The 22,492-nt window shown below is 60.9% G+C and carries 21 protein-coding genes; 9 read left to right on the forward strand and 12 right to left on the reverse strand.

What is annotated here, in order from left to right; all coding sequences use genetic code 11:
• Nucleotides 1-17 precede the first annotated feature (17 nt).
• From mrdA to AC07ZE_RS26200, 5 genes are all read right to left on the reverse strand, one after another.
• Entirely contained in the window at nt 18-1,913 is a 1,896-nt protein-coding gene (mrdA, locus tag AC07ZE_RS26180; protein ID WP_207267208.1) for a penicillin-binding protein 2, read from the reverse strand.
• Nucleotides 1,914-1,923: 10 nt separating this feature from the next.
• A complete protein-coding gene (gene rlmH / locus AC07ZE_RS26185; protein WP_007937439.1) occupies nt 1,924-2,391 on the reverse strand; it encodes a 23S rRNA (pseudouridine(1915)-N(3))-methyltransferase RlmH in 468 nt (155 codons plus the stop codon).
• A 9-nt stretch (nt 2,392-2,400) separates the two neighbouring features.
• Entirely contained in the window at nt 2,401-2,895 is a 495-nt protein-coding gene (rsfS, locus tag AC07ZE_RS26190) for a ribosome silencing factor (protein ID WP_008022922.1), read from the reverse strand.
• A 73-nt stretch (nt 2,896-2,968) separates the two neighbouring features.
• On the reverse strand, nt 2,969-3,691 hold the full coding sequence (nadD, locus tag AC07ZE_RS26195; protein WP_404940876.1) for a nicotinate-nucleotide adenylyltransferase: 723 nt from the start codon (nt 3,689-3,691) through the stop codon (nt 2,969-2,971).
• Nucleotides 3,660-4,931 carry a glutamate-5-semialdehyde dehydrogenase gene (locus AC07ZE_RS26200; RefSeq protein WP_207267210.1) on the reverse strand — a complete coding sequence of 424 codons (1,272 nt, stop codon included), beginning with the start codon at nt 4,929-4,931 and terminating at the stop codon, nt 3,660-3,662. Before AC07ZE_RS26200 ends, nadD begins: the two co-directional genes overlap by 32 nt.
• A gap of 189 nt (nt 4,932-5,120) precedes the next feature.
• Between AC07ZE_RS26200 and AC07ZE_RS26205 the strand changes: the two genes are divergently transcribed.
• Both AC07ZE_RS26205 and AC07ZE_RS26210 read left to right on the forward strand, forming a co-directional pair.
• Nucleotides 5,121-5,819: a DNA-3-methyladenine glycosylase gene (locus tag AC07ZE_RS26205; protein ID WP_207267211.1), complete on the forward strand. Its 699-nt coding sequence runs from the start codon at nt 5,121-5,123 to the stop codon at nt 5,817-5,819.
• 157 nt (nt 5,820-5,976) lie between these two features.
• Nucleotides 5,977-7,293 (forward strand): bifunctional DedA family/phosphatase PAP2 family protein, encoded by a 1,317-nt coding sequence (locus AC07ZE_RS26210; RefSeq protein ID WP_207267212.1) that lies wholly within the window; start codon nt 5,977-5,979, stop codon nt 7,291-7,293.
• A gap of 35 nt (nt 7,294-7,328) precedes the next feature.
• On the opposite strand, the gene AC07ZE_RS26215 is transcribed toward AC07ZE_RS26210, so the two are convergent.
• From AC07ZE_RS26215 to AC07ZE_RS26225, 3 genes are read right to left on the reverse strand one after another with little or no spacing between them, the layout of a single operon-like run.
• Nucleotides 7,329-7,919, reverse strand: a complete 591-nt coding sequence (locus tag AC07ZE_RS26215) for an LON peptidase substrate-binding domain-containing protein (RefSeq protein WP_137804384.1) — start codon at nt 7,917-7,919, stop codon at nt 7,329-7,331.
• A gap of 11 nt (nt 7,920-7,930) precedes the next feature.
• Nucleotides 7,931-8,647 carry an LrgB family protein gene (locus tag AC07ZE_RS26220; protein ID WP_207267213.1) on the reverse strand — a complete coding sequence of 239 codons (717 nt, stop codon included), beginning with the start codon at nt 8,645-8,647 and terminating at the stop codon, nt 7,931-7,933.
• Complete coding sequence (locus AC07ZE_RS26225) at nt 8,644-9,009, reverse strand: CidA/LrgA family protein (RefSeq protein ID WP_207267214.1); 366 nt, start codon at nt 9,007-9,009, stop codon at nt 8,644-8,646. Before AC07ZE_RS26225 ends, AC07ZE_RS26220 begins: the two co-directional genes overlap by 4 nt.
• Before the next feature lie 193 nt (nt 9,010-9,202).
• On the opposite strand from AC07ZE_RS26225, the gene AC07ZE_RS26230 reads away from it, so the two are divergent.
• The 3 genes from AC07ZE_RS26230 to AC07ZE_RS26240 all read left to right on the forward strand — a co-directional run bounded on the left by AC07ZE_RS26230 (nt 9,203) and on the right by AC07ZE_RS26240 (nt 12,166).
• Complete coding sequence (locus AC07ZE_RS26230) at nt 9,203-9,658, forward strand: MaoC family dehydratase (protein ID WP_207267215.1); 456 nt, start codon at nt 9,203-9,205, stop codon at nt 9,656-9,658.
• A gap of 115 nt (nt 9,659-9,773) precedes the next feature.
• Nucleotides 9,774-11,498 carry a C13 family peptidase gene (locus AC07ZE_RS26235; RefSeq protein WP_207267216.1) on the forward strand — a complete coding sequence of 575 codons (1,725 nt, stop codon included), beginning with the start codon at nt 9,774-9,776 and terminating at the stop codon, nt 11,496-11,498.
• A gap of 26 nt (nt 11,499-11,524) precedes the next feature.
• Nucleotides 11,525-12,166, forward strand: a complete 642-nt coding sequence (locus AC07ZE_RS26240; protein WP_207267217.1) for an oxidoreductase — start codon at nt 11,525-11,527, stop codon at nt 12,164-12,166.
• 87 nt (nt 12,167-12,253) lie between these two features.
• On the opposite strand, the gene AC07ZE_RS26245 is transcribed toward AC07ZE_RS26240, so the two are convergent.
• The 4 genes from AC07ZE_RS26245 to AC07ZE_RS26260 all read right to left on the reverse strand — a co-directional run bounded on the left by AC07ZE_RS26245 (nt 12,254) and on the right by AC07ZE_RS26260 (nt 16,510).
• A complete protein-coding gene (locus AC07ZE_RS26245) occupies nt 12,254-12,538 on the reverse strand; it encodes a YceK/YidQ family lipoprotein (protein ID WP_207267218.1) in 285 nt (94 codons plus the stop codon).
• Complete coding sequence (gene ubiX / locus AC07ZE_RS26250; RefSeq protein WP_096514866.1) at nt 12,531-13,163, reverse strand: flavin prenyltransferase UbiX; 633 nt, start codon at nt 13,161-13,163, stop codon at nt 12,531-12,533. Before ubiX ends, AC07ZE_RS26245 begins: the two co-directional genes overlap by 8 nt.
• Nucleotides 13,160-14,509, reverse strand: coding sequence for a UDP-N-acetylmuramate:L-alanyl-gamma-D-glutamyl-meso-diaminopimelate ligase (gene mpl / locus AC07ZE_RS26255; RefSeq protein WP_207267221.1), 1,350 nt, complete (start codon nt 14,507-14,509; stop codon nt 13,160-13,162). Before mpl ends, ubiX begins: the two co-directional genes overlap by 4 nt.
• A 90-nt stretch (nt 14,510-14,599) precedes the next feature.
• Entirely contained in the window at nt 14,600-16,510 is a 1,911-nt protein-coding gene (locus tag AC07ZE_RS26260; protein WP_207267223.1) for a sigma-54-dependent Fis family transcriptional regulator, read from the reverse strand.
• A 443-nt stretch (nt 16,511-16,953) separates the two neighbouring features.
• Between AC07ZE_RS26260 and exaC the strand changes: the two genes are divergently transcribed.
• The 4 genes from exaC (at nt 16,954) to eutC (ending at nt 22,410) form a co-directional block, all read left to right on the forward strand.
• Nucleotides 16,954-18,474 (forward strand): acetaldehyde dehydrogenase ExaC, encoded by a 1,521-nt coding sequence (gene exaC / locus AC07ZE_RS26265; protein WP_137804392.1) that lies wholly within the window; start codon nt 16,954-16,956, stop codon nt 18,472-18,474.
• A 238-nt stretch (nt 18,475-18,712) separates the two neighbouring features.
• Nucleotides 18,713-20,083, forward strand: a complete 1,371-nt coding sequence (gene eat, locus AC07ZE_RS26270; protein WP_207267224.1) for an ethanolamine permease — start codon at nt 18,713-18,715, stop codon at nt 20,081-20,083.
• A gap of 105 nt (nt 20,084-20,188) precedes the next feature.
• Nucleotides 20,189-21,583 (forward strand): ethanolamine ammonia-lyase subunit EutB, encoded by a 1,395-nt coding sequence (locus AC07ZE_RS26275; protein ID WP_207267226.1) that lies wholly within the window; start codon nt 20,189-20,191, stop codon nt 21,581-21,583.
• A gap of 8 nt (nt 21,584-21,591) precedes the next feature.
• On the forward strand, nt 21,592-22,410 hold the full coding sequence (gene eutC, locus AC07ZE_RS26280) for an ethanolamine ammonia-lyase subunit EutC (protein WP_207267228.1): 819 nt from the start codon (nt 21,592-21,594) through the stop codon (nt 22,408-22,410).
• The last annotated feature ends 82 nt before the right edge of the window (nt 22,411-22,492 follow it).

Below are 22,492 nucleotides of genomic sequence, written 5' to 3' on the forward strand. Positions count from 1 at the left end.
AGAGCATGCGATCGAAATTATTCTTCACGGGCCGTGGCCTCCGCGCTGATAGGGTTGGCGTACTCGGCCTTGAGGTGACCATCCTGGTCCAGTAACCAGGCGTCCATGACCTGACGCACCACCGGCGCAGCCACGCCGGAGCCGGACTCGCCGTTCTCGACCATCACCGAGACCACGATCTTCGGGTCATCGGCCGGTGCGAAGCCGACGAACAAGGCGTGGTCGCGATGGCGTTCCTGCACCTTGGAGCGGTCGTACTTCTCACCCTGCTTGATCGCGACCACCTGGGCCGTACCACTCTTGCCAGCGATCCGGTATTGCGCACCGATAGAGGCCTTGCGCGCAGTACCACGGGCGCCATGCATGACCTGCTGCATGCCATGGTTCACCCGGGTCCAGTCCGCCGGATCGCGCAGGATGATGTCCGGCATCGGGTTCTCATCCACCGGTTTCTCGCCTTCGATGGTCTTGGCCAGATGCGGACGGTTCCAGATACCTTTGTTGGCCACCAGTGCCGTGGCCTGGACCAACTGCAACGGCGTTGACTGCATGTAGCCCTGGCCAATCCCGAGAATCAGTGTCTCCCCCGGGAACCACGCCTGACGACGCGTCGCGCGCTTCCATTCCCGGGTCGGCATCAACCCCGGCGATTCTTCGAACATGTCCAGGGAGACTTTCTGACCGATACCGAACTTGGTCATGTAGGCCGACAACCGATCGATCCCCAGCTTGTGCGCCAGATCATAGAAGTAGGTGTCGTTGGAGCGCATGATCGCCGTATCGAGATCAACGAAACCGTCACCGGTACGGTTCCAGTTGCGATATTTGTGATCGTAGTTGGGCAGCATGTAATAGCCCGGATCGAACACCCGGGACGAGGCTGTCACCACGCCCGCGTCCAGTCCGGCAATCGCCACCGCTGGCTTGATCGTCGAGCCCGGCGGGTACAAACCACGCAGCACGCGGTTGAACAGCGGCCGGTCGATGGAATCGCGCAGTTCGGAATAGGCCTTGAAGCTGATGCCGGTGACAAACAGGTTCGGGTCGAAACTCGGCTGGCTGACCATCGCCAGTACCTCACCGGTTTTCGGGTCCAGCGCCACCACCGCGCCGCGACGACCGCCCAGTGCGGCTTCGGCGGCTTCCTGCAATTTGATGTCCAGGCTCAGGACGATGTCCTTGCCAGGGATCGGATCGGTACGCTTGAGTACGCGCAGCACGCGGCCCCGGGCGTTGGTTTCGACTTCCTCGTAACCCACCTGGCCGTGTAGCTCCGGCTCGTAGAACCGCTCAATGCCGGTTTTGCCGATGTGGTGGGTGCCGCTGTAATTGACCGGATCGAGGGACTTGAGCTCTTTCTCGTTGATCCGCCCCATGTACCCCACCGAATGCGCAAAGTGCGCGCCCTGTGGATAGTGACGAACCAGTTGCGCGACCACTTCCACCCCCGGCAACCGGAACTGGTTCACGGCGATCCGGGCAATCTGCTCTTCGGTCAGCTCGAACAGGATCGGCACCGGCTCGAACGGCCGGCGTCCCTGACGCATGCGCTTCTCGAATATCACCCGGTCCTCGGGTGTCAGCTCCAGCACCTCGACGATCACGTCGAGCACCTGCTGCCAGTTACCGGAACGCTCGCGGGTCATGCTCAGGCTGAAGCTGGGCCGGTTGTCGGCAATCACCACACCGTTACGGTCGAAAATCAACCCGCGAGTCGGCGGAATCGGCTGCACGTGGACGCGATTGTTTTCCGACAGGGTCGAGTGGTACTCGTACTGGATCACCTGCAGATAATACAGACGCGCGATCAGCACACAGATCAGTGCCACCACCGCAATTGCCCCGAACACGACGCGGCCACGCACCAGACGGGCGTCTTTTTCGTGGTCCTTGATTCGGATGGGCTGGGACATGAGGGCAGAATTACTTGTGGTAAGGGTGGCCGGACAACACGGTCCAGGCACGATACAGCTGTTCGCCGATCAGAATGCGCACCAGCGGGTGCGGCAACGTCAATGGCGAGAGCGACCAGCGCTGATCGGCGCGGGCACAGACTTCCGGCGCCAGCCCTTCGGGGCCACCGACCATGAAATTCACCGTGCGCGAGTCCAGCCGCCAGCGATCGAGCTCGACCGCCAGTTGCTCGGTACTCCAGGGCTTGCCGTGGACTTCGAGGGTGACAACGCGCTCGTTCGGCCCGACCTTGGCCAGCATGGCTTCGCCTTCCTGACGGATGAAGCGTGCCACGTCGGCGTTCTTGCCACGGGTGTTGAGCGGTATTTCCACCAGTTCCAGCGCCAGCTCGGACGGAAGACGCTTGGCATATTCATGCCAGCCTTCTTCCACCCACTTGGGCATGCGTGAACCGACGGCGATCAGTCGCAGTCGCACAGCCGTTCCTTATTCCTGGTCTTTGTTGAGCTTGTTGAAATGCTCGTGACCAACTTCAGGGCTGTGGTGTTTGCCATCGGCGGCACGGCTCTGCTCGGCACCTTTCCACAGGCGCTCCAGATCGTAGAACTGGCGGGCGTTGGAGGTCATCATGTGAACGATCACGTCGTCCATGTCCAGCAACACCCAGTCGCTGTCGCCCTTGCCTTCTTCACCCAGGGGCTTGATACCCAGGGCTTTGACGGCTTCGCGGACCTTGTCCAGCATCGCGCCGATCTGGCGGTTGGAGGTACCGGTAGCGATGATCATGTAGTCGGTGATGCTCTGCTTGTCGCGAACGTCGATGACCAGCACGTCCTGGGCCTTGACGTCTTCCAGGGCCGCGACAGCAATCTTGACCAGTTCGTCGCCTTTTGGTGGCTCGGCAGCGAGGACTTTCTCAGGCAGCGGGGCACTCTTGAACGTGCCTTTGCGCTTAACTTTGTTTACGTCGTTGTTCGTCATATAAAACTCGTTTTGCTCGTATGTTCGGGCGCTTCAATACACGTTGTTGCCACGTGCCTTGAGGCACTCCTCTTCAGTTCGACGCACGGTAAAGTCCGTGCGCATCGATGTAGGCCAGGACCGCGTCGGGCACCAGGAAACGTACCGACTTACCGCTGGCCAGCAGTTGACGGATCTGGGTGGCGGATACCGCGAGCGGTGTCTGCCAGACGAATGCAATCTGTCCGCTCGGCCCCTTGAGGGCCAGCGGGTCGCTCACCGAGCGCGCTGCCAGCAGGTTGCGCAAGGCATCCGGCGGTTCGCTGTCGGCATCCGGGCGTTGCAGCACCAGGATGTGGCAATGCTGGAGCAACTCTTCCCAGCGATGCCAAGTGGGCAGGCCGCAAAACGCGTCCCAGCCCAAAAGCAGAAAAACCTGGTCATCCGCGGCCAGTTCGGCACGCATCAGTTCCAGGGTATCAATGGTGTAGGACGGTTTGTCCCGCTGCAATTCGCGGGCATCCACCACCAACGGCGCCACACCGGCCACCGCGCACTTGACCATCGCCAGACGGTCCTTTGCCGATACTTGCGGCGTGTCCCGATGGGGCGGCCTGGCACTGGGCACCAGACGCAGCTCATCGAGCGCCAGCGATTCGGCGACTTCCAGCGCGCCGCGCAAATGGCCGACGTGCACCGGGTCGAAGGTCCCGCCCAGTACACCGATGCGGCGAGGTCGAGGCGCGCTGGCGGTTACCGGGGCTGACGGGTCGAGGTCGCCCAAGTCAGACCGGCTCCTGTCCGCGCAACTGGCCATCACCGACCACGACGTACTTCTCGCAGGTCAAACCTTCGAGACCGACCGGGCCGCGGGCGTGCAGCTTATCAGTAGAAATGCCGATCTCGGCACCCAATCCGTATTCAAAGCCATCGGCGAAGCATGTCGGGGTATTGATCATCACCGAAGACGAGTCGACTTCAGCTACAAAACGCCGGGTGTCGCCCTGGTGTTCGCTGACAATCGAATCGGTGTGGTGAGAGCCGTAATGGTTGATGTGCTCGATGGCCTGTTCCAGTCCGTCGACCACACGGATCGACAGGATCGGCGCCAGGTATTCGGTGCTCCAGTCCTCTTCGGTGGCCGGCAATGCGTCGATGATCGCCCGGGTGCGCTCGCAGCCGCGCAATTCGACGCCTTTTTCGCGGAACTGGGCAGCCATCGCCGGGAGGAAATCTTCGGCAACGACTTGATCGACCAGCAGCGTTTCCATCGCACCGCAGATGCCATAGCGGTAAGTCTTGGCATTGAACGCAATGCGCCGGGCTTTCGGCAGGTCGGCGTGGGCACTGACGTAAACGTGGCAGATGCCGTCCAGATGCTTGATCACGGGTACGCGGGCATCGCGACTGACCCGTTCGATCAGACCGCGGCCGCCCCGGGGCACGATGACGTCGACGTATTCAGGCATGCTGATCAATGCGCCAACGGCGGCACGGTCGGTTGTTTCGACCACTTGCACCACGGCAGCCGGCAGATCGGCTTCGGCCAGGCCGCGCTGGATGCAGGCGGCAATGGCACGGTTGGAATGAATGGCTTCGGAGCCGCCGCGCAGGATGGTCGCGTTGCCGGACTTCAGGCACAGGCTGGCGGCGTCGATGGTCACGTTCGGCCGCGATTCGTAGATGATGCCGATCACGCCCAGCGGCACGCGCATCTTGCCGACCTGAATCCCCGACGGCCGATAACTCATGTCACGGATGGCGCCGACAGGGTCCGGCAGCGCAGCCACCTGACGAAGTCCCACGATCATGCCGTCGATACGGGCCGGGGTCAGCGCCAGGCGTTCGAGCAGCGCCGGTTCCAGACCATTGGCGCGGCCGGCTGCCAAGTCCTGCTCATTGGCGGCGGTCAGCTCGGCGCGGGCAGCGTCCAGCGCGTTGGCGGCGGCCTGCAGCGCGCGGTTCTTCTGCGCAGTGCTGGCACGGCCGATGACGCGGGAAGCTTCGCGGGCAGCGCGACCCAGGCGGGTCATGTAGTCAAGAACGGACTCAGTCATGGTCTGGAGTGGTCTTTGATTAGGTCTTGGTAAAGAGTAAAGCGGCAGATTATAGCTGTCGTGTCTCTGGACTAACAGCGGTGACGGGCGGATGGTCGAAATGGAGGGCAATTTGCTGATGTTCAGCCGGGATTAAGCTGCAAATTGTTATCATCACGGCTCAATCAGCCCTGATAAACGCCGTTCATCATGTCCAACCTGACTGTTCGAGCGTCCGCCGCGAGCCTGCCCAAGGGCCTCCCGGACGCGTTTTTTGACCGTGACGCGCAAGTTCTGGCCCGGGATCTACTGGGCAAAGTCATCCGCCATCGGGTCGGCGACCTCTGGCTCAGTGCCCGAATCATCGAGACCGAAGCCTATTACTGTGCCGAAAAAGGCAGCCACGCCTCCCTGGGCTATACAGAAAAGCGTAAGGCTTTGTTTCTGGACGGTGGCCACATCTACATGTATTACGCCCGCGGCGGCGATTCACTGAATTTCAGCGCCCAGGGGCCGGGCAACGCGGTACTGATCAAATCCGCCTACCCGTGGGTCGACGAACTGAGCGGCCCGGCGAGCCTGGCGCAGATGCTGTTGAACAACCCGGACGCCCAGGGCCGCCCTCGCCCGTCGCAAAAGCTCTGTGCCGGGCAGACCCTGCTGTGCAAATCTCTCGGTTTGAAGGTACCCGTGTGGGATGCCAAGCGCTTCGATCATGAGGTGTTGCTGGTGGAAGACGTCGGTCAAACGCCCGCCCATGTCATTCAGGCCATGCGACTGGGCATTCCCCATGGTCGCGACGAACACCTGATGTACCGCTTCGTCGATGCGTCCTACGCGGCCTGGTGCACGCGGAACCCGCTACGACGGGGGCAGGTCGAAGGTCGCGATTATTTTGTGCTGTCCTGACCTTGACCTGGACTTGAAGCAAAAGAAATCCCCTGTGGAAGCGAGCCTGCTCGCGAAGAGGCCAGCACACGCACCATCTTTGTTGACTGATAGTGCGCATTCGCGAGCAGGCTCGCTCCCACAAAAAGGCAATTGAACATTCAATGGAGTTGTATTTATGGGCCCATGGCTCGATAGCGTGACCGGTTGGCTGACGGTCAACCCGCAATGGCTGGCGGCGGCGGTGTTCATCGTGGCCTTCGTCGAATGCCTGGCGATTGCCGGGCTGATCGTTCCCGGCACGGTTTTGCTGTTCGCCGTGGCGGTGCTGGCCGGTAGCGGTGCCCTGTCACTGAGCGAAACGTTATTGCTGGGTTTCCTCGCCGGCGTGCTCGGCGATGTGATTTCGTATTTTCTGGGGCGTCATTTCCATCAGAACATCCGGCGCTTGCCAGGCCTGCGCCATCACCCGGAATGGATCGCCGGGGCCGAGGCGTACTTTCAGCGGTATGGCATCGCCAGCTTGCTGGTCGGGCGCTTTATCGGACCTTTGCGTCCCATGCTGCCCATGGTGGCCGGGATGTTCGACATGCCCTTCCCGCGTTTTTTTGCCGTCAGCCTGCTGGCCGGCGCAGGGTGGTCAGTAGCGTATCTGCTGCCCGGCTGGGCCACCGGCGCAGCCATTCGCCTGCCGTTGCCTGAGGGTTTTTGGCCACAGGCCGGGATCGTCGCCGGCAGCATTGCGCTGATGGTCGGACTGAGCGCTACCAGTAGCCTGCGCAAGCATCGCAAGGCGACGATGTTCATTACCGGGATGAGCTTTCTGATTCTGGCGGGGCTGTTTATCGGTTTCTCGCACCTGACTGCCCTCGATCAAGGGCTGATGACGCTGGTGCAGGAGCATCGCAGCCCGACGCTCGATGAAGTGGCGGTGGTCTTCACGCTGATCGGTGAATTCCGCAACATGCTGATCTTCAGTGCCTTGCTGGTCGTGCTGCTGCTGATCGCCCGGCAATGGCGCCAGGCGATTTTCGCTTGCAGCACACTGTTGTTCACCGCGCTGGGCAACACCGCGACCAAACACTTTTTCGCCCGCATGCGCCCGGAAGTGTTGAGCGACCCGCTGACCAGTTACAGCATGCCCAGCGGTCATGCTTCAGGTTCCTTCGCGTTGTTCCTGACCCTCGCCGTTCTCGCCGGTCGCGGACAACCGCCCCGGATGCGCTTGACCTGGCTGCTGGTGGGCTGCTTGCCAGCACTGGCGATCGCCCTGTCGCGGGTGTATCTCGGCGCGCATTGGCCGACCGATGTGCTGGCCGGTGCGATGCTCGCAGCCTGTGTCTGCGCGGCAAGTCTGTGGTTGATTCAGCGCCGGACATCACTCAACGCCATGCCGCCCAGGATCTGGTGGCTGGTGTTGCCTTCGCTGGTGGCGCTGTTCGGATTCTTCGTATTGCGGCATTTGCCACATACGATGTTGCGGTATGCCTATTGAAAATCAAAAGATCGCTGTCTGCGATCTTTTGACCGTCAGGCAAACAACTCACCTTGCAACTCATCCAGCAGCGCCTGAATCGCATCCAGCCGCTGCTGGGGATCGTCGAGTTGCAGCAGGTCGATTTTGTCCAGTTCGGCGAACGGCAACAGATACGCCAACTGATTGGCCAGCGATTGTTGCCCGGTCGCTTCGGTGCCCATGTTCAACGCTTCGACCATCGGGTGTTCGGCCAGGGCCTTGAGCAGCGCCACCAGATCGGCGTCCTCATCCTGCAAGGGTTGCTCGGGTTCTTCGTCCAGCCACTCGACTTCGGCCACGATCAACTGATCGCGCTGCACGTCGGTGCGCAGCACGTGAAAGCGCCGACCGCCCTGCACCCGGATGCCCAGCAGGCCATTGTCCTGTTGCTTGAAATCGGTGATCAGCGCTTCACACCCGACCAATGCGTAACCCGCCGGGGCGATGCCGACCTCTTCGCCTTCAAGGATGCACACCACGCCGAAGCCGCCACCCTGTTTCATGCAGCGACCGATCATGTCCAGGTAACGCGCCTCGAAAATCTGCAGATCGAGGATGCAGCCTGGAAACAGCACCGTATTCAGCGGAAAAAGCGGCAGACTCATAGACATTTCCTTCACACCACCATCGACACCGCCAACGGCAGCAACACCGCCGTGGCCACGCCCATCAAACTCATTGCCAGCGCCGCAAAGGCGCCGCACTCGTCATTTTCCTGCATCGCCACCGCCGTGCCTACCGCGTGGGCCGTCATGCCCAACGCCATGCCTCGGGCTTCGGGGCTGTGGACCCCGAGCCGGGTCAACAGGCTCGGGCCGAAGATCGCGCCAATCACGCCGGTGATCAATACGAACACCGCCGCCAGCGCCGCAACACCACCGATCTGCTCGGCCACCAGCATGGCAATAGGCGACGTCACCGACTTCGGCGCCATGGTCATCAGGATCATATGTTCGGCCCCGAACCACCAGCCCAGCAATACGCCCATGCCTGTGGCAACCACACCGCCTACCACCAGCGTAGTAAATATCGGCCAGAACAACTGCCGAATCCGTCGCAGGTTGAGGTATAGCGGCACGGCCAGTGCGACGGTGGCCGGGCCGAGCAGGATACTGAGGATCTCGGTGCTCTTGCGGTACTCGGCATACGTCAGCCCGCAGCCTACCAACACACCGATCACCAGCAACATGGAGACCAGCACCGGCTGCAAAAAGATCCAGCGGGTTTTCTCGAAAGCTGCCAGTACCAGCTGGTAGGCGCCAAGGGTAATGCCGATGCCGAACAACGGATGATGGATCACCGATGTCCAGGCACCCTGCCAGTCAAGGATCATGGGTGGTCCTCACGCGGGTGGCTGTGGCGCTTGATCAGGCGCTGCATCAGCACACCCGCGAACGCCATGGACAGCACCAGCGACAACACCAGCGCCCCGACAATGGCCCAGAAGTCAGCGGCGATGTCTTTGGCGTACACCATCACCCCCACCGCCGGCGGCACCAGCAGCAAGGGCAGATAACGCAGCAGGCTGCTGGCCGCCAGGTTCAGCGGCTCACCCACCTGACCCCGGCTAATCAAGTACACCAGCAGAAGCAGCAGGCCAATGATCGGCCCCGGCAACACCGGTAAAAACAAATGGTTGATGGCTGTGCCGAGCAATTGGAACAGCACCAGCCAGGTCAAACCTCGTAACAACATCCCTCATCTCCCCCAAACCACCCGCAATGACGCGCCGAGCATTATAAGCACGCCTGCCGTATACATCGGCATTCGCCAAAAGCATGGTCGGTTGACCGGAGCAATTTGCCATGTTGATCTAAAGTGGTAATCCGGGAGGTCAAATCCCCCCACCTCAAAACTATAAAACCGATGAACAACAAGGAGAGTCTCGATGCCCTATGTTCCAGTTGCAGAGCTCAATGATTATGTCGGCAAGGAACTTGGACGTTCCGAATGGCTCACGATCGATCAGGAGCGCATCAACCTGTTCGCCGAAGCCACAGGGGACTATCAGTTCATCCACGTCGACCCGGTCAAAGCGGCGCAAACGCCTTTTGGCAGTACCATTGCCCACGGCTTCCTGTCGCTGTCGTTGATCCCGAAATTGATGGAAGACATCCTCATCCTTCCAGAAGGTGTGAAGATGGTGGTCAATTACGGCCTGGACAGTGTGCGTTTCATTCAACCGGTCAAGGTCGATTCGAAAGTGCGGCTCAAGGTCGATCTGTCCGAGGTCACCGAAAAAAAACCTGGCCAATGGCTGCTCAAGGCCATCGCCACCCTGGAAATCGAAGGTTCGGACAAACCGGCGTATATCGCTGAATCCTTGTCGCTCTGCTTCGTGTAAACCTTCCCGGATGCGAAGCAGCTCAGGCTGTTTCGCACCCGCTGCTTTTTTCTACCGACTGTATATGGACACATAGCTGCGGCATACTCGGTCGCCTAATTGCCCGGAACCCGCTATGCGCCCACTTGCACTCCTTGCCCTGACCCTGATGCTCACCGCTTGCGGCGACGGTGAATCGCCGTTGCCTCCCGATGCCCGCTTGCCGGACGGCGGACGCTATCGCGGTGACCTGGTCGATGGATTGCTGCAAGGCCAGGGCCGCATCGACTACCCGAACGGCAGCTGGTATGCCGGCGAGTTCGACAAGGGGCAATGGCATGGCCAGGGTGAATGGCACGGCAGCAACGGCGAGGTCTATCGCGGGCAATTCAACAAAGGCCTGTTCGATGGCCAGGGTAGCCTGAAAACGAATGGCAGCAGCTACAACGGTGGCTTCAAGCTTGGCCGGCGCGACGGTGAAGGCACCCTCAAAGAAAACGGCATGACTTACCGTGGCGAGTTCAAGGCCGATCAGTATTCAGGGCTCGGTCGCCTGGAACTCGAAGACGGCAGCGCGTACCAGGGTCAGTTCGCCCACGGTAAACCCAACGGCGAAGGTCAGCGCGGCGACGGCAACGGCAACGGCAATCAGTTCACCGGGCACTTCGTCGACGGCCAGCTGGAAGGCAACGGAACATTCAACAGCGCTGACGGCGACATCTATGTCGGCGGCTTCAAGAACAATCAACTGCACGGCAAGGGTCGCTACGAAAACGCCGATGGCGATGTCTGGCTGGGTCAATTCAAGGAAGGCTCGCTCAATGGCAAAGGCGAGTTGATCGGCGCCGACGGCAGCCATTACATCGGTAACTTCAACGACTGGCGTTTCAGCGGCCAGGGCCGCTTGAACCTGGCCGACGGGAGTTTCTACATCGGCCAGTTCGACAGCGACACCTATTCCGGTCGCGGCACCTTGGTGCTGACGGATGGTTCGGTGCTCAGCGGCACCTGGATCAACGGCCAGCGCGTGCGTGACGCCAATGGCAAGTTGCTGCCCGACACCCTCGAACTCGGACTGCTGGCCCAGGGGCGGCTGCTCGAAGATGCATTAAGCAACGTACCCGCCTCGACCCCGGCGGTCGAGCTGTACACCCTGACCCTGGGCGGCGACGGCAAGCAGAGTGTGTTCCTGCGAGAGTCCGACTACGTGGCCAACATGCTCACCAGCCGTTTCGGTGCCTTTGGCCAGATCCGCCTGGTGAACCATCGCGATCACCTCGGCGACCGGCCGATGGCCACCCGGGAAAACTTGCGCCGCGCATCCGTGACCCTGGCCGAGCGCAGCGGCCCGGAAGATCTGATATTCATCTACCTGACCAGCCACGGCACCAGCGAGCACGAACTGGTACTCGACCAGCCACGCATGGAGCTGGCCGACCTGCCGGCCGACGAACTGGCCGTGGTGCTCGCCCCCCTGAAAAACCGCGACAAGGTCATCGTGATTTCAGCCTGCTACTCCGGCGGTTTCATTCCCGCCCTCAAGGACGAACGGACCCTGATCATGACCGCTTCGCGGGCCGACCGCGTGTCGTTCGGCTGTTCGGAAGAAGCCAATTTCACCTACTTCGGCGACGCCCTGTTTGCCCAGGCCTTGAACCAGACAGACGATCTGGAACAAGCCTTCAAACTGGCCAAGGCCACCGTCGCCGAGCGCGAACTGGCCGATAACTACGAGGCCTCCGAGCCGCAGATCTGGGCGCCGAAAACCGTATTGTCTCACTGGCAATTGTTGCGTAAACAGCAGGCACGCAAAGCGCTGCAAAATGTCTCGATTGACAGCAAGGATACAAAGAACAACTAAGCTGACAGTATCAAGGGAGAAACACTATGTACTTGACGCCTCAGCACGTATTGCTTGCCGGAGCCACTGGTTTGACCGGTGAACATTTGCTTGATCGTCTGCTCAATGAGCCAACGATTTCACGGGTACTGGCCCCCTCACGCCGGCCCCTGGCCGAGCACCCTCATCTTGAAAACCCGGTCGGCGACCCGGCGGTATTTTTGCCGCAACTGAACGGTCGCGTCGACATCGCCTATTGCTGCCTCGGCACCACCATCAAGCAAGCCGGCTCGGAGGAGGCATTTCGCGCGGTGGACCTGGACATGGTGGTGGCATTCGCCAAACGTGCGAGGGAGATGGGCGCCCGGCACCTGATCGTGATCAGCGCATTGGGGGCCGACCGCAGATCTCCGATTTTCTACAACCGGGTTAAAGGCGAGATGGAGTACGCATTGCGGGCACAGAACTGGCCACAGCTGACCATTTGCCGACCTTCGCTGCTGCTGGGCGAGCGCCTCGAACGACGGGCGGCCGAGCAATTCGTCGGACCGTTGTCCCGATTGATCCCTGGCAAGTACCGCGGTATCGAAGCCTGCCAACTGGCCCGTGCCATGTGGCGCCTGGCGCTGGAGGAGCAGGATGGGGTCAGGATCGTCGAGTCGGATGAGCTGAGAAAACTGGGCAAGTAAGATCAAAAGATCGCAGCCTTCGGCAGCTCCTGCACGGGATTAATGTTCGCCTTGCAGGAGCTGCCGAAGGCTGCGGTCTTTTGTGTTTTACAACCCGCCCGTCGCCTGAAAGCTCACACCCAACACCGTCAACAACGACAACGGCAGGAGCAACGTGTCGAGCAACGCACTGGCCGGTAGATCAACCCCCGGATAGCTCGGCGCTTCGGCACCGAAACGATCCATCGCGCAACAACCCCCATTGATCGCATACAGATCCAGGCGCGTGCCCGCGTACACCACAGGCGCCCCCGGCTTGGCGGCATCCAGCGTGCGTGCCGTGGCGCACCCTGCCAGTTGCAATGCCAGCACAACCACCAGCAGCTTATTCATCACTGGACAGATGGTGTTCGCCCCAACGTGGCAGCATGTCCTGGGGGATGCCCAGCAGATTGAGAATCCGCGCCACCACAAAATCGATCAGATCGTCGATGGTTTGCGGCTGATGATAGAAGCCCGGCGATGCCGGCAGAATCGTCACGCCCATGTTCGACAACTTGAGCATGTGCTCCAGGTGAATGCTCGAATACGGCGCCTCGCGCGGCACCAGAATCAGCTGACGGCGCTCCTTCAATGTCACGTCGGCAGCGCGTTCGATCAGGTTGTTGCAGGCACCGGTCGCGATGGCCGACAGCGTCCCGGTGGAGCACGGTACCACCACCATCGCCGCTGGCGCACCGGAACCCGAGGCCACCGGTGACATCCAGTCTTCCTTGCCATACACGCGGATCTGCCCTGCAGCAGCGCCGGTGTATTCGGTGAGGAAGGCCTGCATCATTTGCGGTTTAGCGGGCAGCGTGACGTCGGTTTCAGTGGCCATCACCAGTTGCGCGGCCTTGGAAATCAGGAAGTGCACTTCGCGGTCTTCGCGCACCAGGCAGTCGAGCAGGCGCAAGCCGTACTGAGCGCCGGAAGCGCCAGTCATCGCCAGCGTGATGCGATCCGGACCATTGTTCATTTGAGCGCCTCGGCGAGTTTGCCGTGCAGGCCGCCGAAGCCGCCGTTGCTCATGATCACCACGTGGGTACCCGGTTGCGCCTGGCTTTTCACGCGCTCGATGATGCCTTCCAGCGAGTCGCTGACAATCGACGGCACGGTGCACAGCGCGGCGGTGGCTGCCAGGTCCCAACCGAGATTGGCCGGTGCGTACCAGATCACCTGATCGGCATCGACCACACTTTCCGGCAAGCCGTCGCGGTGCGCGCCGAGCTTCATGGAGTTGGAGCGCGGCTCGATGATCGCGATCAACGGCGCATCGCCGATACGCTTGCGCAGGCCATCAAGCGTGGTGGCGATGGCGGTCGGGTGATGCGCGAAGTCGTCATAAATGGTGATGCCACGCACCTCCGCGACTTTCTCCATTCGCCGCTTGACGCTTTTGAAAGCACTCAATGCCGCGATGCCCATGGACGGCACCACACCAACATGCCGCGCGGCTGCCAGGGTGGCCAGTGCGTTGGCAACGTTGTGCTGGCCAGTCATGTCCCACTCGACCACGCCTTGGGAAATCCCTTCGAACATCACCTCGAAGGCCGAACCGTCTTCACTGAGCAACTTGACCTGCCACTGACCGCCGGCACCAGTGGTTTGCACCGGCGTCCAGCAGCCCATTTCGATGACACGCTGTAACGCCGGTTCGGTGGTCGGATGAATCACCAGGCCTTCGCTCGGGATGGTCCGCACCAGGTGGTGGAATTGCCGCTCGATGGCGGGCAGGTCCGGGAAGATATCGGCATGGTCGAATTCCAGGTTGTTCAGAATCGCCGTGCGCGGGCGGTAATGAACGAACTTGGAGCGCTTGTCGAAAAAGGCGCTGTCGTATTCGTCGGCTTCGATCACGAAAAACGGTGTGCCGCCCAGACGCGCCGACACCGAGAAGTTCTGGGGCACACCACCAATCAGGAAGCCCGGGCTCATGCCCGCGTGCTCCAGTACCCAGGCAAGCATGCTGCTGGTGGTGGTCTTGCCGTGGGTGCCGGCAACCGCCAGCACCCAGCGACCTTGCAGTACATGGTCGGCCAGCCATTGCGGGCCGGAGACGTAAGGCAGGCCTCTGTTCAGCACATACTCCACCGCCGGGTTGCCGCGCGACATGGCGTTGCCGATCACCACCAGGTCGGGGGCCGGATCGAGTTGGGCCGGGTCGTAGCCTTGGGTCAACTCGATACCCTGAGCCTCAAGCTGAGTGCTCATGGGCGGGTAGACGTTGGCATCGGAGCCCGTCACGTGATGGCCCAGCTCTTTGGCCAGAACCGCCATCGAACCCATGAAAGTGCCACAGATACCAAGAATATGAATGTGCATAGTCGACCTCGTAAAACATGGCCGCAGGTTAGCGTAGGGAGGGGAAAATCGCACCTTGTGTTTCTGACTCGCGAATGGCCGCGACTCGGTTTAGCGAGCTATCCCGTGCTTGCGCAGCTTTCTATAGAGCGTGTTACGACTGACGCCGAGCTGTTGCGCGGTATGCGTCATATGCCAACGCGTCTGCTCCAGCGCATTCAACAACGCCAGCCGCTCGGCATCCTCCAGCGGATGGTCGGACTCTTCAGCTGACTGCACGACCACCGGTCGTGCCTGTCGGATCATCGCCGGCAAATCCTCCAAACCGATCCGCCCCCCGTCACACAACGCCGCCAACGTGCGCAGCACATTGCGCAACTGCCGAACGTTGCCCGGCCAGGCAAACCCGAGCAACGCCTCCCTCGCCGGTCCATCGATCTGCACCGCTTCCCCGCCCGCCTCTTCGGCCAGTAAAAAGTCGAGCAACTGCGACTTGTCACTGCGTTCGCGCAAGGCCGGCAGCGCCACCTCCAGGCCGTTGAGTCGGTAATACAGGTCTTCGCGAAAACTGCCGTCCCGCACCCGCTCCAGCAAGTTACGGTGCGTGGCGCTGATGATCCGCACGTTGATCGCCTGGGGCTCGCCACCGATCGGCACCACCTGACGATCTTCGAGCACCCTCAAAAGCCGCGTCTGCAAGGCCAGGGGCATGTCCCCGATTTCGTCGAGGAACAAGGTTCCGCCATCGGCCTGCTGCAACTTGCCGCGCATGCCTTCCTTGCGCGCGCCGGTGAAACTGCCACCGCGATAGCCGAACAGTTCGCTCTCGATCAGGCTTTCAGGAATGGCCGCGCAGTTGAGGGCGACGAAGGCTTTCGCTGCCCGTTGGCTGGCCTGATGGACGGCTTTGGCGAAGGCCTCCTTGCCCGACCCGGTTTCACCGTTGATCAGCAGCGGTACATCGCGCTCGTACACACGCAAAGCCTTGCGGAAATCCGCTTGCAACGCGACATCGCCCAGACAGATGCCCGACAGCTGTGCGCGTTCTTCAATGACCGGGCTGGGGACCAGCGGCACCGGCACGCGGCGCGACTGGCCGCGCAACACGGCAAACAGGTTGCGCCCGTCGCGGGTGCGCAACGGCCAACTGGCGCTGGCATTGACGCTCGCGCGGCCGAGCAGATCATCGAGTGCACAGTCGAAAAACGCTTCCACCGGCTTGCCCAGCAAACCACCGCGCACATGCCCCAAAAGGTTCAGTGCGCTCTGGTTGACCGCGCAGATCCGCCCTTCCCCATCGAACGCCAACAAGCCTTCACTGAACAGCCCGACGGACTCGGCCTGCAGATGAAAACGCAGCAGCCATTGGTTGTCGAAATAACGCAGGAAATAGCAGCTCTCGATCATCTTCGCCGAAAGATTGACCAGGGCCATGGTGTGGAACTGGCTCTGGCGCGATACATCGTGGCGCGCCGAAGACACATCGAGCACCGCCAGCAGCTCACCATGAGGGTCGAACACCGGGCTCGCCGAGCAGGTCAGGCCGGTATGGCGGCCGCGAAAATGTTCGTCCTGATGGATCGTCAGCGCCTGACGCTCCACCAGGCAGGTGCCGATGCCGTTGGTGCCTTCGCAGGCCTCGCTCCAGTCGGCGCCGAGCCAGAGCCCGGCGCGTTCGAAAATCTTCCGCTCGGCAGGGGCCGTCACGCAATTGAGGATCACGCCGCGTGCATCGGTCAGAAGCACCGCATGCCCGGCGCCAGAGAGTTGCTGATGCAGGCTGGTCATTTCATTGCCGGCAATGTGCAGCACTTGTTGCAGGCGTTCGCGACTTTCAAGCAGGCGCCCATGTTCCAGCACTGTCGGTGCGATGGCCAGGGCCGGGTCGAGATGATAGTCCTCAAGACAGCGCAGCCACGAGCGGGCGATGGACGGATCGCTGCCCGGACCGTGCAGGTGGGTTTTGCCCTGCGTCACGGTCAACACTTGTCGTGCATGGCGACTCAAATGATTGTCGTGCATTTCTTATTGTTCTCCCCGGGGCTCGGCGACCCGTGCATGAGGTGATGCCGAGCATCCTCCAGCCTAGCCTGCAATGCAATGCTGGCAAGACCGGGCAGTCACAAGCTGTGCCATGAACGGTACAAAGTGTCACGGGGCCTGTACCGAAAGCGTCACAGTCGCGGCCCACCTGTCCGACAAAAACCGCTCAAGGCCTTGATTTACTTGAGCTGCAGGGCAGTGGCCCGACCTTTGCTCTACGCTTATACAAGCGCACATGCGCGCCTCCGAAGGGTCGGTGCGAAAACTCGCCGAGCGGCGATCAGGCAAGGCAAAAACAGCCGAGGAAGCGGAGTGTAGGGAACCTGCATGAGCATTCCGAACCTGTTTTTAACGCAGCATGATCGTCGCGCAGGCAGTTTTCGGCCGAGCCATATAAGTACAAAAGACAAGGAGAAATAATCATGCGTTACGCTCACCCCGGTACTGAAGGCGCTATCGTTTCGTTCAAGGCCAAATACGGTAACTACATCGGCGGCGAGTTCGTCGCGCCTGTCAAAGGTCAGTACTTCACCAATACCTCGCCAGTGAATGGCCAACCGATTGCCGAATTCCCCCGTTCCACGGCCGAAGACATCGACAAGGCCCTGGACGCTGCCCACGCGGCGGCCGATGCCTGGGGCGCCACGTCCGCCCAGGCTCGCTCGCTGGTGCTGCTGAAAATCGCCGACCGCATCGAACAAAACCTCGAACTGCTGGCAATTACCGAATCCTGGGACAACGGCAAAGCCGTGCGGGAAACCCTCAACGCCGATATCCCGCTGGCCGCCGACCACTTCCGCTACTTCGCTGGCTGCATCCGCGCCCAGGAAGGCAGCGCCGCGGAAATCGACGGCAACACCGTGGCTTATCACATCCATGAACCCCTGGGCGTGGTCGGGCAAATCATCCCGTGGAACTTCCCGATCCTGATGGCCGCCTGGAAACTTGCCCCGGCCCTGGCTGCCGGTAACTGCGTGGTGCTCAAGCCTGCCGAGCAAACCCCGCTGGGCATTACCGTCCTGGTCGAGCTGATCGGCGACCTGCTGCCGCCTGGCGTGCTGAACATCGTGCAAGGCTTCGGCAAAGAAGCCGGCGAAGCCCTGGCCACCAGCAAGCGCATCGCCAAAATCGCCTTTACCGGCTCGACCCCGGTCGGCTCGCACATCATGAAATGCGCGGCCGAAAACATCATTCCGTCCACCGTGGAGCTGGGTGGCAAATCGCCGAACATTTTCTTTGAAGACATCATGCAAGCCGAACCGTCTTTCATCGAGAAAGCGGCGGAAGGCCTGGTACTGGCATTCTTCAACCAGGGCGAAGTCTGCACCTGCCCTTCCCGCGCACTGGTGCAGGAATCGATCTACGACGACTTCATGAAAGAGGTGATGAAAAAAGTCCTGTCGATCAAGCGTGGTGACCCACTGGACACCGACACCATGGTCGGCGCCCAGGCATCCGAGCAGCAATTCGACAAAATCCTTTCGTACCTGGAAATCGCCAAGGGCGAAGGCGCCGAACTGCTGACCGGCGGCAAGGTGGAAAAACTCGAGGGCAACCTGGCGAGCGGCTATTACATCCAGCCAACCCTGCTCAAGGGCACCAACAAAATGCGCGTGTTCCAGGAAGAGATCTTTGGCCCGGTGGTGAGCATCACCACCTTCAAGGACGAAGCCGAAGCCCTGGCCATCGCCAACGACACCGAGTTCGGCCTGGGTGCCGGTCTCTGGACCCGCGACATCAACCGCGCCTACCGCATGGGCCGCGCCATCAAGGCCGGTCGTGTGTGGACCAACTGCTACCACCTGTACCCGGCGCATGCCGCGTTCGGCGGTTACAAAAAGTCCGGCGTCGGCCGTGAAACCCACAAAATGATGCTTGATCACTATCAGCAGACCAAAAACCTGCTGGTGAGCTACGACATCAATCCGCTGGGCTTCTTCTAAAAACCGGGGGCGATGCAGGTATTCCTGTGTCGCCGTTTCTACCGCTATCGCCAGCAGGCTAGCTCCCACATTTGCACCGCATTCCCCTGTGGGAGCGAGCCTGCTCGCGAAGCCATCCTTAATGACACCGCACAACTGCCCTGGCCGCTCTGGCACGGGCTTTGCGTACCCGAATCAAACGCAAATGCAGTTACCGAAAGTCCAAAAGATCGAACAATAAAAAAGACAGCGAGGACTTATGACAACGACCACACAGCTCAAACCCACCCTCGGCACCCTGCATTTATGGGGCATCGCCGTCGGCCTGGTGATTTCCGGCGAATACTTTGGCTGGAGTTACGGCTGGGGCACCGCAGGGACCCTGGGTTTCCTCGTCACCGCCTTGATGGTGGCGACGATGTACACCTGTTTCATCTTCAGTTTTACCGAGTTGACCACTGCCATCCCCCACGCTGGCGGGCCCTTTGCCTACAGCCGGCGGGCCTTTGGCGAGAAAGGTGGATTGATCGCCGGCATCGCCACGCTGATCGAGTTTGTCTTTGCGCCACCGGCAATCGCCATGGCCATCGGCGCCTACCTCAACGTGCAATACCCGGAACTGGACCCGAAAATCGCTGCGGTAGGTGCCTATTTCGTGTTCATGACCCTCAATATTCTCGGGGTCAGCATCGCCGCCACCTTCGAACTGGTAGTCACCGTGCTGGCGGTCGCCGAACTGCTGGTGTTCATGGGCGTGGTTGCACCGGGCTTCAGCTTCAGTAATTTCGTACTCAACGGTTGGTCAGGTTCCAACGAATTCACGATGGGCTCTATTCCCGGTATTTTCGCAGCCATTCCCTTCGCGATCTGGTTCTTTCTCGCCATTGAAGGCGCGGCCATGGCGGCTGAGGAAGCCAAGGACCCGAAACGTACGATTCCCAAGGCCTATGTCAGCGGCATTCTGACCCTGGTGTTTCTGGCCATTGGCGTGATGGTAATGGCCGGCGGCGTCGGTGACTGGCGTCAACTCTCCAACATCAACGACCCACTGCCCCAGGCCATGAAAGCGGTGGTGGGTGACAATTCGACCTGGATGCACATGCTGGTCTGGATCGGCCTGTTCGGCCTGGTGGCCAGTTTCCACGGGATCATCCTGGGCTATTCACGGCAGTTCTTCGCCCTGGCCCGCGCCGGTTACCTGCCGCGCGGCCTGGCAAAACTCTCGCGTTTCCAGACCCCGCACCGTGCCATTCTGGCCGGTGGCGTGATTGGCATCGCGGCGATCTACAGCGATGGGCTGATCAATCTGCAAGGCATGAGCCTGACCGCAGCGATGATCACCATGTCGGTGTTCGGCGCCATCGTGATGTACATCATCAGCATGCTGAGCCTGTTCAAGCTGCGTAAGACCGAGCCGAACCTGGAACGCACCTTCCGCGCCCCGGGCTATCCGATCGTGCCAGGGATCGCGCTGTTTCTGGCCCTGGTGTGCCTGGTGGCGATGGCCTGGTTCAACACCTTGATCGGCCTGATCTTCCTCGGTTTCATGGTCGCCGGTTACCTGTATTTCCAATTGACCGCCCGGCAACGCTCCGAGGCGCCAGCGGACGCTATGCTCGAAGGTGCATAAGTTGCACCGGCGCCGGGCCGAAAGCCTGGCGCCTGCTTTATTGAAGTGCACACTGCTCCCAAGAGTTGCCGGTGTATTTGTGTCTTATCAGAATCAGGAGCCCACATGGCCGTATTTGCCCATTCCGTCGGCGCCCAGACCTATCGCTTCGACAGCCTCAAGGACGTGATGGCCAAGGCCAGCCCGGCGCGTTCCGGGGATTTTCTGGCCGGTGTCGCCGCCCTTAACGATGGCGAGCGCGTTGCTGCGCAAATGGCGTTGGCCGACATTCCCCTGAGCTACTTCCTTCAGGAAGCACTGATTCCCTACGAAGCCGATGAAGTCACTCGCCTGATCATCGACACCCATGATAAGCAGGCCTTCGCGGTCGTCAGTCACCTCACGGTCGGCGGGTTTCGCGACTGGCTGTTGAGCGATGCCGCCGACGAGCAGGTCCTGCGCGCTCTCGCCCCCGGTCTAACCCCGGAAATGGTAGCTGCCGTCTCGAAAATCATGCGCGTACAGGATCTGGTCCTGGTGGCGCAGAAGGTTCGTGTGGTCACGCAGTTCCGCGGCACCCTCGGTCTGCGCGGTCGCCTGTCCACTCGCCTGCAACCCAACCACCCCACCGACGAACCGGCCGGTATCGCCGCGAGCATTCTCGACGGCCTGCTGCACGGTAACGGCGATGCCATGATCGGTATCAATCCGGCCACCGACAGCATCGCGTCGATCTGCGCCATGCTGGAAATGCTCGACGCAATCATCCAACGCTACGAGATTCCGACCCAGGCATGCGTGCTGACCCATGTCACCACCTCGATTGAAGCGGTCAATCGAGGTGTGCCACTGGATCTGGTGTTCCAGTCGATCGCCGGCACCGAGGCCGCCAACGCCAGCTTCGGTATCAATCTGAACGTGCTCAAGGAAGGTTACGACGCCGGATTGAGCCTCAATCGCGGCACACTCGGACAGAACCTGATGTACTTCGAAACCGGCCAGGGCAGCGCCCTGTCAGCCAATGCCCACCATGGCGTCGACCAACAGACCTGCGAAACCCGGGCCTACGCCGTCGCGCGACATTTCAATCCATTCCTGGTGAACACCGTCGTAGGCTTCATCGGGCCGGAATACCTCTACAACGGCAAACAGATCATTCGCGCCGGCCTCGAAGACCACTTTTGCGGCAAGCTGCTGGGCGTGCCGATGGGCTGCGACATCTGTTACACCAACCATGCCGAAGCCGACCAGGACGACATGGACACCTTGCTGACCCTGCTGAGCGTGGCCGGGATCAACTTCATCATGGGCATTCCCGGCTCCGACGACATCATGCTCAACTACCAGACCACTTCGTTCCACGATGCGCTCTATGCCCGGCAGACGCTGGGGCTCAAGCCGGCACCGGAATTCGAACAGTGGCTGGCGAAAATGGGCATCTTTACCCAGGCGGACGGCAAGGTTCTCTTCGGCAACAGCCTGCCACCGGCCTTTCGCCAGGCCCTGGCGCAATTGGGATGAGTGTTGATATGGAAAAACTACCCTTCGATCCGCACAACCCATGGCTGGAACTGAGGCGCCTGACCCCGGCGCGGATTGCCTTGGGCCGTACCGGCACCAGCATGCCCACCCGTGCACAGCTGGACTTTCAATACGCTCATGCCCAGGCGCGGGATGCGGTGCATTTGCCATTCGATCATGGGACGTTGCGCTCGCAATTGGCTGAACGCGGGCATGACAGTGTTTTATTGCATAGCGCGGCGATAGACCGGAACAGTTACTTGCAACGCCCCGATCTGGGGCGAAAGTTGAGCGCCGAGTCAGTACAGGCGTTACGCGATTATGCCTCGGCCCATCCAGGAGGCTTCGATCTGGTCATCGTGGTCGCCGATGGTTTGTCAGCATTGGCTGTCCACCGCCATACGCTGCCATTGCTGGCGCGACTGGAAGAACAGATCCGCAATGAAAACTGGTCGGTGGCGCCAGTGGCCCTGGTGGAGCAAGGTCGTGTCGCGGTGGCCGACGAAATCGGCGAGCTGCTGGGCGCCAAAATGACGGTGATCCTGATCGGTGAACGCCCTGGCCTCAGCTCGCCAGACAGCCTGGGATTATATTTCACCTACAATCCAAAGGTCGGCCTGACGGATGCCTACCGCAACTGCATCTCCAACGTACGCCTTGAAGGCTTGAGTTACGGTATGGCGGCACACCGTTTGCTTTATCTGATGCGCGAAGCCTGTCGGCGGCAGCTATCGGGAGTCAACCTGAAGGACGAAGCGCAGATTCAGACGCTGGAGTCGGACGCTGGAGCGGACATGAAAGGAAATTTCCTGCTAAGCCCGCCGTAAACCTGAATCGCTTCCGCATTGCACTATCGTTCCGATTTCAGGCAGGATCGACGCACGGCCGCCAGGGTTTCCCGTCGCCGTC

This window comes from Pseudomonas sp. GW101-3H06, assembly GCF_059424605.1.